The sequence below is a fragment of the Thiocystis violacea genome, assembly GCF_016583565.1.
Classification (GTDB): Bacteria; Pseudomonadota; Gammaproteobacteria; order Chromatiales; family Chromatiaceae; genus Thiorhodococcus; species Thiorhodococcus violaceus_A.
The window spans coordinates 43,543-60,194 of the sequence record NZ_NRRF01000031.1; the positions used below are offsets into that span (position 1 = coordinate 43,543).

Genomic DNA, 16,652 nt, shown 5'->3' on the forward strand with positions numbered 1-16,652 from the left:
CGGCAGTCGCTCCTCAGTGCGGTCGCAGGCTCAGGCATAGACCTCTCCCGCCCCCTGTGCATTGAGGTTCTGCGTGCCGATGCACATGGACATGACCGCCATGCGCACGGCGATGCCATTGCTGACCTGTTCGAGGATGACGGATCGCCGCCCATCGGCGACTTGGGAATCGATCTCGATGCCGCGGTTGATGGGGCCTGGATGCATGACGATGGCATCCGGTTTCGCGGTGGCGAGGCGTTCTTCCGTCAGACCGAAGAGCCGGAAGTACTCATGCTCGCTGGGCAGCAGGGCGCTGTTCATGCGCTCGCGCTGGATCCGCAGCATGATGATGACATCGGCGTCGCGGACACCCTCGCGCAGGTCGTGGTGGACACTGACCCCAAAGGCCTCCTCCGCGCGCGTCGGCAACAGGGTGCGTGGCGCGATCACGCGCACCTCCGCCGCCCCCAGGGTCTTGAGTGCCAGGATCTGAGAGCGGGCGACGCGCGAGTGCAGGATGTCTCCGACGATGGCGACGCGCAGCCGCGAGAAGTCGCCCTTGTGGCGGCGGATGGTGAACATGTCCAGCATGCCCTGGGTCGGATGGGAGTGTCTGCCATCGCCGGCATTGATGATGCTCACATGCGGGTCGGCATGCCGCGCCATGAAGTGCGCCGTGCCGCTGGAGGCGTGGCGCACGACGAACATGTCGACGTGCATCGCCTCCAGATTGCGCAAGGTATCCAGGATGGTCTCGCCCTTCGCGGTCGCCGAGGTCGAGATGTTCAGGTTGAGGACGTCCGCCGAGAGACGCTTGGCCGCGAGCTCGAAGGTGGTTCGGGTTCGGGTGCTGTTCTCGAAGAAGAGGTTCGCGATCACCTTGCCCCGGCAGAGCGGGACCTTCTTGACGGCCTGTTGGGCGACGCCCAGGAAGCCCTCGGCCTTGTCCAGGATCTCGATCAGGAGATCCCGGCTCAGTCCATCGATGGTGAGAAAGTGCTTCAGGTTTCCCTGTGCGTCGAGCTGCGGGTTGTCTGTGCTCATGGCGATGCCTGTCCCGACCTCGTTCAACGGTCGTCCGACTGCGCTGTCTTGCCCTTGGGTTTCTTCGGGAGATGGCCATGCAGCATCACCAGCGGCTCGGGACCGCTGAGCTTGATCTGCTCGTCGCTGTCCAGCCGGGCGTGAAAGCCCACGACATCCGGGGTGATCGGCAGCTCCCGTCCGCCGCGCTCGGCCAGGGTTGCCAAGATCACCGAGGCCGGCCGGCCATAGTCGAAGAGGACGTTGAGCGCGGCCCGGATGGTCCGTCCGCTCTGCAGCACGTCATCGACCAGGATGAGGTGACGGTCGTCGACACCGATGGGGAGATAGGACGGACGCACCTGGGGATGCATCCCGATGCGGGTGAAGTCGTCGCGGTAGAAGGAGATGTCGAGGTGCCCCAGAGGCTCCCTCAGGCCGAGGCGTTCGTGCAGGCGGTCGGCAACCCAGACTCCCCCGGTATGGATGCCGATCATCAGCGGATCGCGAATGCCGCGGCTGGCGACCAAGGCGCCCAGCTCATCGGCCATGCGGACGATGGCGGTTTCGATCTCCGCAGGTTCTTTCCAGGTTTCAGTCTTGCTCACAGAGCCAGGTTTCCAGAATGAGGGCGGCTGCGGCGGCGTCCACGGCCTCCCGGGTTGGTGGTTTGTGGCCAGGGCGGGCGCTCAGCTGCCGACGGGCCTCGATCGACGTCAGACGCTCGTCGACCAGATGGACGGCGAGGCCGAACCGCCCTTGGAGCTGGCGCGCGAAGCGATGGATGCGCGGGGACCAGTCGACCTCGGTATCGTCCATGTTGAACGGCAGACCAAGGATCAAGGCGCTCGGTTTCCATGCCTGTATCAGTGCCTGAATTTGCTCCCAGTCGGGCCGGTCATTGCGGCTGCGCAGCGTTGTCAGGGGCGTTGCGGAGCGCGTGATGGTCTGGCCGACGGCCACGCCGATCTTGCGCGGGCCGAAGTCGAAGCCCAGCAGTGTGGTCATCGGGTGCTCTGATCGCTCGGCGGGTGCCTAGGCGTGCCCAGCCTCGCCGCTGAGCAGGTTGAGATCGACGCCCAGCAGTTGGGCTGCCGCCATCCAGCGCGCACTGGGGTCCAGCCGAAAGATGATGTCGCCGCTTGCCGGTCCATTCAGCCAGGCGTTCGCGCTCATCTCTTGCTCCAGTTGCCCGCTACCCCAGCCTGCATAGCCGAGGGCGATGAGGGTCTGTTCCGGACCTTCGCCGCTGGCGATCGCCTCCAGGACGTCGCGCGAGGTGGTGACGCTGATATCGGGCGTGATGTTCAGGGTGGAGTCGAAGGCCGGCCCCGCCGTATGCAGGACGAAGCCGCGATCGGTCTGAACCGGGCCGCCCTGATACACCGGGGTCTCGCCCAAGCCAGGCTGGACGCCCGCGATGTCCAGTTGCGCAAACAGCTCGCCGAGCGTGACCTCCAGTGGTCTGTTGATCACGATGCCCATGGCACCTTGCTCGGTGTGCTCGCAGACGTAGGTGACCGTGCGCGCAAAATTCGGATCCTGCAGACCCGGCATCGCGATCAGGAAGTGATTGGTGAGGGAGGTGCTGAAAGGCATGGTGTCTAGTATCCCGATCGGCCCATGGGGTGGCAAGAGCGAGCCGGCGATAATCGGCTCGGTGACGCGGCATGGCGCACAGATTCCGTGCGGTGATGGCATTCAGCGTTCCCAGCCGAGGACGTTGCCCCGCGTGAATTGCCAGGTTCGGATCACGTCCAGAACGTCGGTCTCGGCGGCGATGTCCGGCGGAAAGGGCGAGAAGGGTGCGGCAAGCTCGACGATTTGGATTGCGGCCTCGTCAAGCAGGTCGTACCCCGAGGACTTGACCACACGGATTTGCTCCACGCTGCCATCCGAGCGAACCGCGACGTGCAGGATCAGACTGCCGTAGATGCGCTGCGTCTTCGCCGCCTGCGGATAGTTGATGTTGCCGATGCGCTCGACCTTGCGCGCCCAGGCGCTGAGGTAGCTGGCGTACTTGAACTCACGGGTGCTGGCGCTGATGGATTTGCGCCGCACGCGCTTGGCGTAGGCGCTGGATTTGGCCTCCAGGCTGGCGGTCAGGCGGGAGATCTCCATGCCTCGGCTGGCCAGTATCTGGGCGGCGTCGACGCGCGTCTCGGTGTCGCGCAAGGCGTCCGTTGCCGCCACGGGGGGCATCTCGGAGGTGGTTCGCGCGGACAGCACGGGGGCTGTCTTCTCCACCGGGATGAGCGAGGTGGTGACCTTGGGCTCGACCTCGGTGTTCTCCAAGACCGTGCTGTGGAGCGGCGGAGAGGTGTCCTCGGCCGGCGCGGGCGTCGGTTCTTCCTCAACCTTGGCCTCGGCGCTGCGCGCGTCGGGCGGCGCCTGCTCGTGCGGCTCGGCCTCGCTGTCGGCCTCGCTGGTCTGGGCGGCGTCGCCGAGCAGGGACTCACCAGCGCGGTCGCGTTGCGAGAGCATGGCGTCGGGTGAGGCCTGCGCGATGGATTGTCCCCGCTCCTTGATGATGAGCACCTCCAGCGCCGTCTCGGGGGGCGGCTTGGGCTTCGCGGGCGCGAAGGAGACCCCGACGATGAGGAGCAGGTGCAGCAGGGCCGCCGCGACCAGCGCGGCGACGAAGGTGCGCTGCGACGCGCCGTTGCGCTGGCTGGCCAAGCGCTCGGGTCGCTCCAGCTGGTCCGCGTAAGCCGTCATGCTCAGAGTATTGCGCCCGAGGCGAGTGGCTGCGTCTGGAGGGGCTGAGTCCCAGGGATGAGGATCTCTTCCTGGGTGTCGACCAGCTCGAGACGGTCCGCCATGGCCTGCGTCATCTGAACGCGCCCGGCGGCGTCGACCAGCATGACGTAGCGCACGTCCATGGCGGCGGCAACGCCCTGCCAGGCATCCGGGCCGGCGACGAAGAGGGCGTTAGCGGCGGCGGCGGCGCCGGCGGCTTGACTGTGGATCACGGTGACAGACCGGGTCTGAGCGGCGGGCCAGCCGGTTCGCGGGTCGAGAATGGCATGGTAGAGCGTGCCTTTGAAGATGAAGTTACGGTCGTAATCCGCCGTTGTCACCAGACTCTCGTCGCCGCGGATCGCGATCATGGCGAAGACGCCCGAGCCGCTTGGCCGCAGAATGGGGATACGCCAAGGCTGGCCGCTGCGCTCGCCGATCGCGCGTAGGTCGCCACCGGCCTGGATGAGTGCGTTGCGCACACCAAGATCCATCAAGTGGTGCATTGCGAGGTCGATGGCATAGCCCTTGGCGATTGCGCTGAAATCCAGCTCGACCGCGGGATTGCTGCCCTTGAGGTAGAGCCCCTCGATGGCGATGTCCGCTATGCGGGGGCGGGCGGCGACCAGCCGCGCGATCGATTCGCTCGTGGGCGGTGGGTGGCCGCCGAGCAGGTTGCGGTCGAATCCCCAGAGGTTGGTGAGCTTGCCGATGGCAGGGTTGAACAAGCCGCCGCTCTGCGACTCGTAGGTTTGGGAGAGACGGATCAGGGGCAGCAACGCAGGCGGCGCCACGAAGGGCTGCCCGGTTCCCAGTCGTCGGTTGACCCGCGCCAAGTGTCCGGAGTCAGTGGCGGTCCAGGCTTGCTGGAGGTAGGCGAAATCCTGGGCGACGATGGTCGAGGCCTGCCGCGCCTGATCGCGGCTCACGCCAACCAGGTTGACATCCACCCGGGTGCCGAACGCCTCGAACTGGCTGAGGATCACCGGGGCCTGTTCGCGGCAGCCGCAGAGCGCGAGCGGCAACGCAAGCAGAATGCCTGGCCAGCGTCGCGATCTGAAGCCGGTCGAGGGTGACGACGAAAACCACATGGGGCCGCTCCTCAAGGTTGGTGGAAACGGCGGGGCCCGCAGGCGTCCCGCGAAGAGTCCACTCGCAGGCTCGGGGTCTCGAGTGCCGAGCAGGCTAACAGAACGCGCGCCGAAACGGCATCCGCTCATGCCGGACATGGCGTCCGGGCCGCGAGCCGCGACTGGATGCACGTCATGAGATCGCCGGCGATGTCGAGGCCATGGGCCGCGTCAAGCTCGCGGATGCAGGTCGGGCTGGTGATGTTGATCTCGGTGAGATAGTCCCCGATGACGTCCAGCCCGGCGAAGAGGATGTCGCGCGCGCGCAGCTCCGGGCCGACCTGCTGGGCGATCCAGCGGTCACGCTCGGTCAGGGGGCGGGCCTGCGCCGAGGCGCCGGCCGCGAGATTGCCGCGTGTCTCGCCCATCGCCGGGATGCGCGCCAGACAATAGGGCACCGGTTCGCCGTCGATCATGAGGATGCGTTTGTCCCCGTCGCTGATCTCGGGGATGAACCGCTGGGCCATGCAAAAGGCCTGGCCGTGGCGCGTCAGCGTCTCGATGATGACGCTCAGGTTGGCGTCGCCGGGTCGGACGCGAAACACGGAGGCGCCACCCATGCCATCGAGCGGCTTGAGGATGATGTCGGAATGTTGCGCCTGGAAGGCGCGGATGTCGCGGGCCTGGCGGCTGATCAGGGTTGGCGGCGTGCACTGAGGGAAGGCTGTTGTGAACGCCTTCTCATTCGAATCGCGCAGACTGCGCGGATGGTTGACAACCAGGCACCCCGCCTGTTGTGCTAGCTCCAGTATGTAGGTGGCATAGACGTACTCCATGTCGAAGGGAGGGTCTTTGCGCATCATCAGGGCATCGAGCGCGGCGAGAGGGAGCACCTGCTCGTCCCCGAGCCGAAACCATCCACCGAGATCGTCGGTGACCTCGACCGAACGCCGTCTGGCCATGGCCTGGCCGTCGAGCACGAAGAGATCGCCGACCTCCAGATACCAAAGCTGCCAGCCGCGCCGCTGAGCGGCGAGCATCATGGCAAAGCTGCTGTCTTTCTTGATATTGATGGAGCCGATGGGATCCATCACGAAGCCGATGTGAACGGGCATTGGGTCTGAGGTCTCTAGCTAGGCCGGGACGTCCGTGAGGTGCTTTCTAGTGTGCATGCGGAAGCGCTTGATTTTAGGATCGCTATCATGGCTCCGGGCTAGGGCTCGTCCCTCGCGAAGGACCCGACTCAAGGAATCAGGAATTGCTATCATGCCACCCAAACGCAAGAAAGGTGACGGCGTTCGCTACGACGCCCCGGTGCTAACATGGTACAACTCCCAGCCATGAGCAACCGTCCCCCAACTCGCCCGGCGCATCGCCGCATCTGTGACGGATCATGAAGGATAATCTTGATTTGCGCGGCACCAGGATTCTGGTGATCGACGACAGCAAAACCATTCGCCGGAGTGCGGAGACCATGTTGAAGAAGGCAGGATGCGAGGTTTGTGTCGCCGAGGACGGCTTCGACGCCCTGGGCAAGATCGTCAGCTTCAAGCCCGATCTGGTCTTCGTCGATATCATGATGCCGCGGCTCGACGGATATCACACCTGCGCCCTCATCAAAAGCAACCCAACGCTGAAACACACGCCCGTTGTCATGCTCTCGAGCAAGGACGGCCTCTTCGATCGCGCAAAGGGGCGTCTCGTTGGCGCGCAACTCTATCTCTCCAAGCCGTTCACGGGCGAGGAATTGCTGGGTGCCGTCCGCGCCAACCTGCCCGAGAAGGCGGCTCAGGATACCTCTGGGCCTTGACGCTGCGCGGATCACGACGACACGAGGGCACCGCTAACCTGTCAAGCCGCTGATGAGGGTTTCGGTGAGTTGCTAGAGACCAATCGCCTACGAGCGCCAAAGCACGCCAATGAGACGCTTCTTTCGTAAAACGGATTCGCCACCAACCCCGGATGTGAGCGCGGCTGCGACCAGTGGCGCGACCATCCTGGTGGTCGACGATTCGCCGACCGAGACTCGGATCTTTACCAGCACCCTGCTGAAGGCCGGTTATCAGGTCGAAACGGCAACCAATGGCGAAGAGGCCATTGAGGCCGCCCACCGCATTCACCCCGATCTCATTCTCATGGATGTGATCATGCCGATCCTCAATGGCTATCAGGCCACGCGGCGGCTGCGCAAGGATCCGGAAACCGCGGACATCCCCATCATCATGGTCACCACCAAGGACATGCAGACGGATCGCACCTGGGGTCTGCGTCAGGGGGCGACCGAGTACATGGTCAAGCCCGTCGACCGGCAACTCTTGCTCGAGCGCATTCGGATCTTGCTGGATGAGGGCACCGATGCCTAGAACCGAGAAATCCCGGACCGACCTCCACGATCTGATTCGCAAGCTGGATGCGCGCTGCCGGGCCAGGGCGGCCGGCCTGCCGGATGAGGCTACGCCTGCCGACAGCTGGGCGGCGGTGCTCTTTCGCGTCAAGAAACAACACTTTCTGACACCCTTGGAGCAGATCGCCGAGGTGCTCGAGCTGCCCGCGGAGATCACCCGTGTCCCTGGCACCAAGCCCTGGCTGCTGGGCGTCGCCAACAATCGCGGGACCCTGCTGCCGATCTACGATCTCGCCTCGCTCATCGAGGGCGGCAAGCCTCAGAGCAGACGGCGCGGCCAGGACGCGCCCGTTGAACGGCGCCGCGATGCCATTCGCAGCCGCGAGCGTGTGCTGGTCGTCCGGCAAGACGAGCTGCCCTGCGGCCTGGTGGTCTCGGAGGCGATCGGTATGCGCTATATCAAGAACGCGGACCGGGTCGATGAGGTCGAAGACGGGCTCGGCCCGGCGCGACCCTATGTCGATGCCTCCTATCTGCTCGAAGGCAGTCCGATGCCGGTCATTCGGCTCGGTCGGATGATGGGCGACCCGCTTTTCAATGCCGCAATGACGTGAATCTTCGGCGACTCGAGCAAGGCACCTTTGCTCTCGGAATGAGACCTCGTGATGGATGCGCACAGGATGACCCAACGATCGGAACGCCCGGCGCCTTTCACAATCAACGCAAACAACGACGAGTGAACATACACGCATCGGGAGTCGGCACCAGATGGCGAAGCGATTGAACTTGACATTGGGAAAAACCGTCGCGGGCGGTTCTCAGTTGGTGACCACGGCATTGCTGACGCTGAGCGCGTTGGTCTTCGCGATCTTGGCGCTCTACAGCTATCTGGCGCTCGTGAAAGTCGACGAGCTGAATGCGCGCCAGTCCGTGGCGGCGGCGGCGCAGAAGACGCTGGCGCAGCAGCTGGTGCGCTCCGCGCGGGCCGGGGTGCAGGGTGACGCGGCGGCTCTCGATCAATTGCGCCAAGCCCGGAGCAGCTTCCAGTCCGGCATGACGGGCTTGCAGGCGGGTATCGACGAGGGCCCGCGGCAGGCCGCCAGCGAGCAGTTGCGCGCCGCCATGAGCGAGACCGAGACGGCCTGGGGTACGCTGAGCCAGGGCATCGACGGGATCCTCAAGGCGCAAGACCTGCTCATCACCGCGGGCGGTCTGGTTCAAGATGCCAAGAAGGCACTCCCCGATGTCCGCGAGGCCATGGTCAACGCTGCGGCGCGCATCGCCACCGAGGGCGCGCCGGCCTCGCAGGCACTCCAGGCCGGTCTGCAGGTCTCCCGCCTGGACCGCATGGACGCGGCACTCAGCCAATACCTGGCTGACCCCGGCGCGTCTGCCGAGTCGCTCTCCAACTTCGCCTCCCATAGTGAAGATTTTGCGCAGGCGTTGGCGACCCTGATCACCCAAGCCAAGTCCCGATCAGAGGCCAACGGGGGCTCGCGTCAGGCGCTGGAGCAGGTCTCGCGCCTCTTCGCGCCATTGGCGAAGACGCGGCAGAATCTGGCGCCCATTTCCGCTGAGGTGCAGCCAACCGCAGGGCTGCTGCCCCAGATTCGGGCCGCCGGATCGCGGATCGAAGCGGCTTCCGAGACGCTGCTCAACGACTATCAGGGTGGCGGGCGTCAGATCATACTGGCCGGCATTCCGCTCGGCGCGGGCGCCGTCCTCGTCTTCGCCGCGCTGGCCCTGCTCAGCCTAGCGCTCTTGGTGATGTTCTCGCTGCGCCAATCCAGGCGTCGCGAGGCGGTGTCCAAGTCTCAGACCGAGCGCGACGAGCGCGCCATCCTTCGCCTCCTCGACGAACTCGGTGACCTGGCCGACGGCGACCTGACGGTCGAGGCCACGGTGACGGAGGATAAGACAGGCGCCATCGCCGACGCCTTCAACTACGCCATCGAGGCGCTGCGGGGCCTGGTCACGACCATCAACGCGACCTCCTCCAAGGTCTCCGGCTCGGCCCAGGACAGCCGTGCCATTGCGCTACGGCTCGCCGAGGCCAGTAGCGTTCAGTCCCTTCAGATCACGCAGGCGTCCGCGGCCGTCCAGTCGCTGACGGTGCAGATCGACGAGGTTGCCCGCAACGCCGGCGAGTCCGCCGAAGTCGCCTCGCGCTCGGTCGAGGTGGCCGGCCGCGGTGCCCAGACCGTGCGCGACACCATCCAGGGCATGGATGCCATCCGCGAGCAGATCCAGGAGACCTCAAAGCGCATCAAGCGTCTGGGTGAAAGCTCGCAAGAGATCGGCGAGATCGTCGAGCTGATCGACGACATCGCGGACCAGACCAACATCCTGGCGCTGAACGCGGCCATGCAGGCCGCCATGGCGGGCGAGGCCGGTCGTGGCTTCGCGGTGGTCGCCGACGAGGTGCAGCGCCTCGCCGAACGCTCGCGTAACGCGACCAAGCAGATCGAGGTGCTGGTGCGCACCATCCAGGCGGACACCAACGAGGCGGTCAGCTCCATGGAAGCCAGCACCGCGGGCGTGGTGGAAGGCGCCAATCTGGCCGAGAACGCGGGCGACGCCCTGCGCGAGATCGAGAACGTCTCGGCCTATATCGCCGAGCTGACCAAACGCATTGCGGATTCCTCGCAGCGCCAGTCGCGTCAGTCCGCCGAGATCAACGACACGGTGCAGGCCATCCGCGCCATCACAGAGGAGAACAACGATGGCACCAGAAGGGCTGCTGAATCGGTCGAAGAGCTCGCCAACCTCGCGAGCGAGCTGCAGAAGTCGGTTGCCGGTTTCCGGCTTCCATAACGTCGATCGGGCTCACCACGAGTAGCGGGCCAATGGCAGATAAGAAGGTGGTTGGCGGCCTTAAATGGGTCAAAGGCGAGATCGGCACGACCCTGCGTCCAGTCCGTGACTTGGTCGCGACTGGCGGTGTGTCCGAATCTCTGAAGGACCTGACACCCGCCGTACAGGCCCTTGAGCAGGTGCATGGTGTCCTCCTGGCGCTGCAGCTGACGACGCCTGCGCGACTGGTCGAAGACATGACGCGCCTCGCGGAGCGGATCGCGGACACGGACGCGGCCATTCCACACGAAGCCATTCAAGTGCTGGGCCAGGCGCTCGGCCAGCTGACCAACCATCTCGACCGTCTCGACGCCGGCTTTGACGAGCCGCCGCTGAGCCTCTGGTCGATCCTCAACGAGGTGCGCGCGGCCTGCGATCAGCTGCCGCTCAGTCACTCCGAGCTGCTCACCTTCGCGGCGGTGACGCGCGATGGCGACTCGCAGTGGATGCCCGAGGAACTCGACATCCTGGCCGAGGTGATGCGGCAGGTGCGCCCGCAGTTCCATCGCCATCTGGTCGAGTGGTACCGCGAGGACACCCAGCGTCAGGGGCTCCTCGCGCTCGGCGGGCTCTTTCACCAGCTCCACGACTATCTCAAAGAGGGGCTGCTCGCCGATGTCTTCCGTCTCGCCGAGGTGTTCGTCGAAGCACTCGAGACGGGGCGACTCGAAACCGGTCCCGCTGAGCGAACCCTGATGGGCCACCTCGACTGGGTCCAGAAGCCGCTGACGCAGAAGCCGCCGCAATGGCCGGAAGTCGATGCCAAGACCCTGATCGAGCAGCTCCTTGCCATCTTGGCCGAGGCGCAGATCGAGTCGCGCGTGATTGGCGAGCTGAAGATCCGCTATGGCGCCAGCCGCTCTGGGCTGTCGGCCAGCATGGGACAATCGACCGGTATGGAAGGCGACGAGGCGGTCGCCGAGCTTGCCATCGCGGCGCTCGCGGAGTTCGCCGCGCTGAAAGAGCAGTTCGATATCATCACGCACGCCGATCAGGCCGATCAGGCCGATCAGTCGGCCATCAAGGCCTTCTGCGGGACACTCCGACGCCTTGCCGCGACACTGGACGACTCGGACGTTGGCAACCTGCCGTCGCGCATGCGCGCGCTTGCGGAGAAGTTCGACGCTCTCGACGGGGCAGATTTCGGCGGGGATCTCTCCCGTTTCGAGTCCTACGCCATGGAGCTACTCGGCATCGAGGCCGTGCTCCTCGCCCACGCCGGTCATCGCTCCTTGCAGAGCGAGCAGATCATCGCGCCGGACATGGACCTGACCGAGCTGTTCTCGGCCACGCTGCGCGAGGCCGGCTACGAGCTGCTGCGTGTCAAGGAGGCCATCGCGGCCTGGCAAACCGAGCAGCGCGCCCCCGACCAGCTGGGGTCCGTCAATGGCTACCTCCAGAGCGTCTCCGGTGCCTTGCGTATCCTTGGCGAGAACCCCGCCGCCGATCTGGCCGAGACCCTGGGCAGCCTCATCCACAAGGCCTATGTGCGCGGCGGTCGGACGCCGACGGAGTCGCAGTTCGAGCACCTTGCGGATGCCATTGCCGGTCTCGAACTCTATATCGGTCACCTCCAGGAGGCCATGCCGCTGGGTGATGAGCTGGTGGATCGCGCCGGGAAGTCGGTGTCCGCGCTCTATGCCGAGCTCGGCGACCTCGCGGACATCCCTGATGAGGTCGCTGTCGAGCCCGTCGCGGAGGACGAGGCCGAGACCAGCGTCGAGCTGGGGGCCGCTGGGGAAACCGAGACCGAATTCATGGACATCTTCCTCGAGGAGGCGAGGGAGGAGACCGCGTCCGCGCAGGTGGAGTTCGCACGCTGGGAGTCCAACCCGCACGACACGGATGCGCTCAAGACGCTCAGGCGCAGCTTCCACACGCTCAAGGGCAGCGGTCGCCTGGTGGGCGCCCAGCAGGTGGCGGAACTCGCGCAGGCCATGGAGCTGCTGCTCAACCGCCTGCTCGAAACCGAGACCTTTCCGTCCGAGTCCGTGCTGGCTTGCGTATCGGCGGTCGTTGCGGCACTGCCTGAGCTGGTCAGCGCCGAGTCCGAGGGGCGCCTCTATGCGATCGAGTCGCACCTCATGCGCGCCAGCGAACTGCGCGGCGAGCTGCAGGGCGCGCCGGACACGCAGGCCACGTCCGAGACCGTCACGGAAACACCGACCCAAGACTCGGCGATCACCGCGCTCGCCGGCACGCTGACCGATCACGACAGCCTCTTCGTGGCGGATGAAGAGCTGCTGAGCATCTTCCAGACCGAAACCCACGAGCATCTCGCCGAGCTGCGCGCCTTCCTCCAGCGCGTCGAGGCCGGCGAGCCCAAGGTCGACGAGCCCGTGCAGCGCGCCCTGCACACGCTGACGGGAAGCGCGCGGATGTCCGGCATCGACTCCATCGCGCGTGCCACCAAGGCGCTCGAGCTGTGCGTCAAGCCGGCGATCGTCTCGGGCGAACGCCTGGACGACGCCTTGCTGGCCCTCTTCAGGCGGACGGTCGATGGCGTCCAGGCGCGTGTCGACGAACTTCCAGAGGTTGGCGCCGGCGCCGCGGTCCTGACCGAGCTGCTCGACGAGCTGGAGAGTCGGATCCCGGCACCCGTCGAGGCCCCGGTCGAAGAGCCGCCCAAGCGTGAGGCGCCCGTCGTCGAGCCACCGCTGAGCGAGCAGGTCCCCGAGGAGGAGCCCGAGGACGAGGACGAGGACGAGGACGAGCGAGGGTTGCAGATCGAAGAGGAGCTGGAGATCGGCGACCGGTTTTCCGAAGAGGTCGAAGAGGCCGAAGCGGAAGCGCCGCCCGTGCAAGCGATGGCTCCACCCCCGACGCGACCCCCGGAGCCGGCGGCTGCCCCGATCGATGTCCAGCCGGCACCAGACCCCGACCTGGCCGCGCTCTTCCTGGAGGATGCGCGCGACCTGCTCGACAATCTCGACACGCAGTTCAGAAGCTGGCAGCTGGCGCCGCAAGACGTCGCCCTGCTGGACGGCATCAACCGATTGCTGCACACCCTCAAGGGCAGCGCCCGTTTGACCGGACTCTCGGCGATCGGCGATCTCAGTCACGCCCTCGAAACCCGGCTCAAGGCGCTTGGCGATGCGCAGGCTGGGGTGACCGATACCACGCTGGAGCTGGCGCAACGCGCCGTGGACACCCTGTCCGTGCAGGTCGACGCGCTGGAGCAGGGCGTCCCGATCCCGCGCATGACCGCCTTGGTGGACGAACTCTCGCGCACCTCGGAAGAAGCGCCTGCCGCTGCCGAGCAAGAGGCCGCCGTCATGCGTCCCGCGGCCCCGGCCCCGGCCGTGACCCTTGCTGGACTCTTCGCCAAGGAGCACGAGGCCGAGCCGCCCGGTGCCCGTGAAGCGGCGAGCGTCTCGGTCGCGCCGCAGATCCGGGTGCGGTCCGACCTGCTCAACCGCCTGGTCAATCATGCCGGCGAGATCAGCATCTACCGCGGCCGCCTCACGCAGCGCAACGGCCAGCTCGGCTTCGGGCTTGGCGAGCTGGACCAGACGGTCATCCGTCTGCGTGAGCAGCTGAGGCTGCTTGAGATCGAGACCCAGGCCCAGATCCTCCATCGCTTCGAGCGCAGTGGTGCGACGTCCGATTACGACAACGAGTTCGATCCGCTCGAGCTGGATCGTTTCTCCCGGCTTCAGCAGCTCTCCGGCAGTCTGGCCGAGACGGTCAACGACCTCATCAGCGTCAAGGAGATCCTCGGCGGTTACCAACGCGAGTTCACCGATCTCCTGAATCAGCAGGCCCGCCTGGCCGACGATCTCCAGGACGGACTGCTGCGCACCCGCCTCGTCCCCTTCGTCCAGGTGGTGCCACGCCTGCATCGTCTGGTGCGCCAGACCGCCGACAGCCTGGGCAAGTCGGCCAGGTTGGAAGTGATCGGCCCCGAGGTCGAGCTGGATCGGACCATCCTCGATCGATTGACCGCGCCGCTCGAGCACCTGCTGCGCAATGCGGTCGACCATGGTCTGGAAGACACCAAGACGCGCGTCGCCAAGGGCAAGCCGGCAACCGGCATGGTGACCCTGGCGCTGCGTCGCGAAGGCAACGACGCCGTGATCAGCCTGGGAGACGACGGCAAGGGCATGGACCTGGAGGCCATCCGCCAGCAGGCCATCGCACGCGGGCTCATGCCCGCGGAGGCGAAGCTGCCCGACGAGGCGCTCCTCCAGTTCATCCTGGAGCCGGGCTTCACGACCTCCGGCAAGGTCACGCAGATCTCTGGCCGGGGTGTGGGCCTGGACGTGGTCGCCTCCGAGATCAAGGCCGCGAACGGCTCCATCACCCTCGAGTCCTTCCCGGGCAAGGGGGCGCGTTTCACCATTCGCCTCCCGCTCACCCTGGCCATCATCGATGCCTTCCTGATTTCGGCGGGTGAGAACATGTACGCCGTGCCGCATAGCACGGTCGAGGGCGCGGCGCGCATCAATCACGATGAACTCGTCGCCATCTATGCGGATGACACCAAGACCTTCACGGCTCGGGGGCATCAATACAAGGTCATCTATTTCGGCAACGCGCTCGAGCCGGGGCAAGAGCCCGAGCTGGGTGAGCGGCGCTGGCTGCCGTTGCTGCTCGCGCGTCTTGGAGACCAGCGGGTCGCTCTACAGGTAGACAACCTGCTGGAGAGCCAGCGCATCCTGGTCAAGCCACTGGGACCGCAGCTCGCCGGCGTGCGCTGGCTCAGCGGTGGCACCATTCTGCCGGACGGTCGAGTCGCGCTCATCCTGGACGCCCTGGCGCTGCTGCGCTCCGGCGCCGTGCAGGACTACAAGCCCGCTGCCGCGGTGGCGTATGAGGAGGCGCCGATCGAGCCCGCCTGCGTCATGGTGGTCGACGACTCGCTCACCGTGCGCCGTGTGACCAGCCGGCTGCTGCGGCGTCAGAATATGGAGGTGCTGACGGCGAAGGACGGTGTCGAGGCCCTGACCCTGCTCGACGAGCGCATCCCGGATCTGCTGCTGCTCGACATCGAGATGCCGCGCATGGACGGCTATGAGCTGACGCGCCATATCCGCCGCTCCGAGCGTCTGCAGCATCTGCCGATCATCATGATCACCTCGCGCACCGGCGCCAAGCACCGCGAGTACGCCATGCAGCTGGGCGTCAACCGCTACCTCGGCAAGCCCTATCAGGAATCGGAGCTGCTCAACGAGATCGGCTCACTGCTGGAGGAGCACGGAAAACCCTTGGGATAGCGGTCGCTCAGGCGCCTCTGAAGTCACCCCAGAGTGCCTGAATGACCGCAATGGCCGCGAGTGGCGCCGTCTCGGTCCGCAGAATCCTCGGGCCGAGTCGCACCCCCCGGAAGCCCCGCGCGCAAGCCAACCCGCGCTCGCCGGGGCTGAGGCCGCCCTCCGGGCCGATCAGCAAGGCCAGGTCGCCATTTGGCGCGTCCAGATCGGGCAGGGCGATCGGTGCGGCAGGATCGAGCAGCAGACCGCCGCTCGACTGCGTTTCCAGCCAAGCCTCCAGAGGCTCAGCCTTGTCCAGTATCGGAATCCGGCGTCGCCCGGACTGCTCGCACGCCGAGACGACGACACCCCGCCAGTGCTCCGTCCGCTTGTCCAGGCGTGTTCCGTCGAGCTTGACCTGGCTGCGCTTGGTGAAGAGGGGGGTCAGGCGCTGAACGCCCAGCTCGACCGCCTTCTGCAGGGCGAAATCCATCCGCTCCCCCCTGGAGATGCCGATCGCGAGGTGGATGCGCAGCGGCGCGATCGGTTCGGGTTCACCGCCCGCCTCGATGACCACCTTGGCGGCGTGCCGCCCGGATTCGAGCAGCCGCGCGGCATAGTCTCGTCCGTCGCCATTGAAGAGGACCAGGGGGTCGCCGGTGCCGAGGCGCAGGACCTGGCTGAGGTGGCGCGTCTGCGCGGGCGGAAGCTCCAGCGGGCTGCCGACGATGAATTCCGCGTCGACGTAGATCCTGTTCGTGCGCATTGGGCGGCCGCCTTCAGTGCGCGGCGCCACGCAGGCGCCAAGCGCCGAGCGCCAGCAGTGACCAGCCGATCAGCAGGGCGACCCCACCGATCGGGGTGATCATCCCGAGCTGCCGTTCCCCGGTGAGGGCCATGAGGAAGAGACTCCCGCAGAAGAGCGCGGCGCCGATCAGAAAGGCCCAGGCCGCGGCGCCGATCGATGTGGCCTCGCGGACGCCGAGCAGGATGAGGCCACACGCCAGAATGGCCCCTGCGTGCAGCCCAAGGTAGCTCGCCGCCGTATCCCAGTTAGCGAGCAGCTGGGGTTCGATCTTGCCTTTCAGGCCATGGGCACCGAAGGCCCCGAGGGCGACGGAGAGCAGGCCGCAGAGGGCTCCGACAGTCAGCCAGTTGGAAGCGCGTTTCATGCGTGTGTGATCCGAGTCGATGGTCAATGGGTCAATGGGTCAATGGGTCGATGGTTGTCGTAGGGGCGCTGACAGCCACCAGCGCCGCCAGCTTCGGTGTCTGACGGTATCAGAATTCAGTAATAAAGCGATTTCTGGGGTCTCCACTTAACCGGAGTAAACTCCAAGGGTGACTTACCCTCATGCTGGCGTTGATTATCCGCGGACTGCGGGCGAGTTCCAGTCCTGGTTTCGCACCGATGCGGACTGCCTCGACTACCTGGAGTGGCTCCGGTGG

Annotated in this window: 14 protein-coding genes; 5 read left to right on the forward strand and 9 right to left on the reverse strand. The window is 66.0% G+C overall.

Going from position 1 to position 16,652, the window contains the following annotated elements:
• Positions 1-30: 30 nt before the first annotated feature.
• The 7 genes from CKO23_RS13740 to gshB form a co-directional block, all read right to left on the reverse strand.
• A complete protein-coding gene (locus CKO23_RS13740; protein WP_200332075.1) occupies positions 31-1,026 on the reverse strand; it encodes an aspartate carbamoyltransferase catalytic subunit in 996 nt (331 codons plus the stop codon).
• Positions 1,027-1,049: 23 nt separating this feature from the next.
• Positions 1,050-1,613 (reverse strand): bifunctional pyr operon transcriptional regulator/uracil phosphoribosyltransferase PyrR, encoded by a 564-nt coding sequence (gene pyrR / locus CKO23_RS13745; protein ID WP_200332077.1) that lies wholly within the window; start codon positions 1,611-1,613, stop codon positions 1,050-1,052.
• Positions 1,600-2,013: a Holliday junction resolvase RuvX gene (gene ruvX / locus CKO23_RS13750; protein WP_200332079.1), complete on the reverse strand. Its 414-nt coding sequence runs from the start codon at positions 2,011-2,013 to the stop codon at positions 1,600-1,602. The genes pyrR and ruvX overlap by 14 nt, the downstream gene beginning before the upstream one ends.
• Positions 2,014-2,040: 27 nt before the next feature.
• Entirely contained in the window at positions 2,041-2,604 is a 564-nt protein-coding gene (locus CKO23_RS13755) for a YqgE/AlgH family protein (RefSeq protein ID WP_200332081.1), read from the reverse strand.
• 102 nt (positions 2,605-2,706) lie between these two features.
• Positions 2,707-3,723, reverse strand: coding sequence for an energy transducer TonB (locus CKO23_RS13760; protein ID WP_200332083.1), 1,017 nt, complete (start codon positions 3,721-3,723; stop codon positions 2,707-2,709).
• A 2-nt stretch (positions 3,724-3,725) separates the two neighbouring features.
• Positions 3,726-4,835 (reverse strand): FAD:protein FMN transferase, encoded by a 1,110-nt coding sequence (locus CKO23_RS13765; protein WP_200332085.1) that lies wholly within the window; start codon positions 4,833-4,835, stop codon positions 3,726-3,728.
• Positions 4,836-4,960: 125 nt separating this feature from the next.
• Complete coding sequence (gene gshB, locus CKO23_RS13770; protein ID WP_200332087.1) at positions 4,961-5,929, reverse strand: glutathione synthase; 969 nt, start codon at positions 5,927-5,929, stop codon at positions 4,961-4,963.
• A gap of 278 nt (positions 5,930-6,207) precedes the next feature.
• On the opposite strand from gshB, the gene CKO23_RS13775 reads away from it, so the two are divergent.
• The 5 genes from CKO23_RS13775 to CKO23_RS13795 all read left to right on the forward strand — a co-directional run bounded on the left by CKO23_RS13775 (position 6,208) and on the right by CKO23_RS13795 (position 15,227).
• A complete protein-coding gene (locus CKO23_RS13775) occupies positions 6,208-6,624 on the forward strand; it encodes a response regulator (RefSeq protein ID WP_200332089.1) in 417 nt (138 codons plus the stop codon).
• Between the two features lie 109 nt (positions 6,625-6,733).
• Positions 6,734-7,177 carry a response regulator gene (locus tag CKO23_RS13780; RefSeq protein WP_200332091.1) on the forward strand — a complete coding sequence of 148 codons (444 nt, stop codon included), beginning with the start codon at positions 6,734-6,736 and terminating at the stop codon, positions 7,175-7,177.
• A complete protein-coding gene (locus CKO23_RS13785; RefSeq protein WP_200332093.1) occupies positions 7,170-7,772 on the forward strand; it encodes a chemotaxis protein CheW in 603 nt (200 codons plus the stop codon). The genes CKO23_RS13780 and CKO23_RS13785 overlap by 8 nt, the downstream gene beginning before the upstream one ends.
• A 154-nt stretch (positions 7,773-7,926) precedes the next feature.
• Positions 7,927-9,972 carry a methyl-accepting chemotaxis protein gene (locus CKO23_RS13790; RefSeq protein ID WP_200332095.1) on the forward strand — a complete coding sequence of 682 codons (2,046 nt, stop codon included), beginning with the start codon at positions 7,927-7,929 and terminating at the stop codon, positions 9,970-9,972.
• 32 nt (positions 9,973-10,004) lie between these two features.
• Positions 10,005-15,227 (forward strand): hybrid sensor histidine kinase/response regulator, encoded by a 5,223-nt coding sequence (locus tag CKO23_RS13795; RefSeq protein WP_200332097.1) that lies wholly within the window; start codon positions 10,005-10,007, stop codon positions 15,225-15,227.
• Between the two features lie 7 nt (positions 15,228-15,234).
• On the opposite strand, the gene CKO23_RS13800 is transcribed toward CKO23_RS13795, so the two are convergent.
• Positions 15,235-15,969: a 16S rRNA (uracil(1498)-N(3))-methyltransferase gene (locus tag CKO23_RS13800; RefSeq protein ID WP_200332099.1), complete on the reverse strand. Its 735-nt coding sequence runs from the start codon at positions 15,967-15,969 to the stop codon at positions 15,235-15,237.
• A 13-nt stretch (positions 15,970-15,982) separates the two neighbouring features.
• Positions 15,983-16,375, reverse strand: coding sequence for a DUF423 domain-containing protein (locus CKO23_RS13805; protein ID WP_200332101.1), 393 nt, complete (start codon positions 16,373-16,375; stop codon positions 15,983-15,985).
• Between the last annotated feature and the right edge of the window lie 277 nt (positions 16,376-16,652).

What these genes read in the sequence shown, in the direction of transcription:
- CKO23_RS13805 (WP_200332101.1), bottom strand. Translation starts at nt 16,375, where the DNA reads ATGAAACGCGCTTCCAACTGGCTGACTGTCGGAGCCCTCTGCGGCCTG.
- CKO23_RS13790 (WP_200332095.1), top strand. Translation starts at nt 7,927, where the DNA reads ATGGCGAAGCGATTGAACTTGACATTGGGAAAAACCGTCGCGGGCGGT.
- CKO23_RS13780 (WP_200332091.1), top strand. Translation starts at nt 6,734, where the DNA reads ATGAGACGCTTCTTTCGTAAAACGGATTCGCCACCAACCCCGGATGTG.
- CKO23_RS13760 (WP_200332083.1), bottom strand. Translation starts at nt 3,723, where the DNA reads ATGACGGCTTACGCGGACCAGCTGGAGCGACCCGAGCGCTTGGCCAGC.
- gshB (WP_200332087.1), bottom strand. Translation starts at nt 5,929, where the DNA reads ATGCCCGTTCACATCGGCTTCGTGATGGATCCCATCGGCTCCATCAAT.
- CKO23_RS13795 (WP_200332097.1), top strand. Translation starts at nt 10,005, where the DNA reads ATGGCAGATAAGAAGGTGGTTGGCGGCCTTAAATGGGTCAAAGGCGAG.
- ruvX (WP_200332079.1), bottom strand. Translation starts at nt 2,013, where the DNA reads ATGACCACACTGCTGGGCTTCGACTTCGGCCCGCGCAAGATCGGCGTG.
- CKO23_RS13800 (WP_200332099.1), bottom strand. Translation starts at nt 15,969, where the DNA reads ATGCGCACGAACAGGATCTACGTCGACGCGGAATTCATCGTCGGCAGC.
- CKO23_RS13775 (WP_200332089.1), top strand. Translation starts at nt 6,208, where the DNA reads ATGAAGGATAATCTTGATTTGCGCGGCACCAGGATTCTGGTGATCGAC.
- CKO23_RS13755 (WP_200332081.1), bottom strand. Translation starts at nt 2,604, where the DNA reads ATGCCTTTCAGCACCTCCCTCACCAATCACTTCCTGATCGCGATGCCG.
- CKO23_RS13740 (WP_200332075.1), bottom strand. Translation starts at nt 1,026, where the DNA reads ATGAGCACAGACAACCCGCAGCTCGACGCACAGGGAAACCTGAAGCAC.
- CKO23_RS13765 (WP_200332085.1), bottom strand. Translation starts at nt 4,835, where the DNA reads ATGTGGTTTTCGTCGTCACCCTCGACCGGCTTCAGATCGCGACGCTGG.
- CKO23_RS13785 (WP_200332093.1), top strand. Translation starts at nt 7,170, where the DNA reads ATGCCTAGAACCGAGAAATCCCGGACCGACCTCCACGATCTGATTCGC.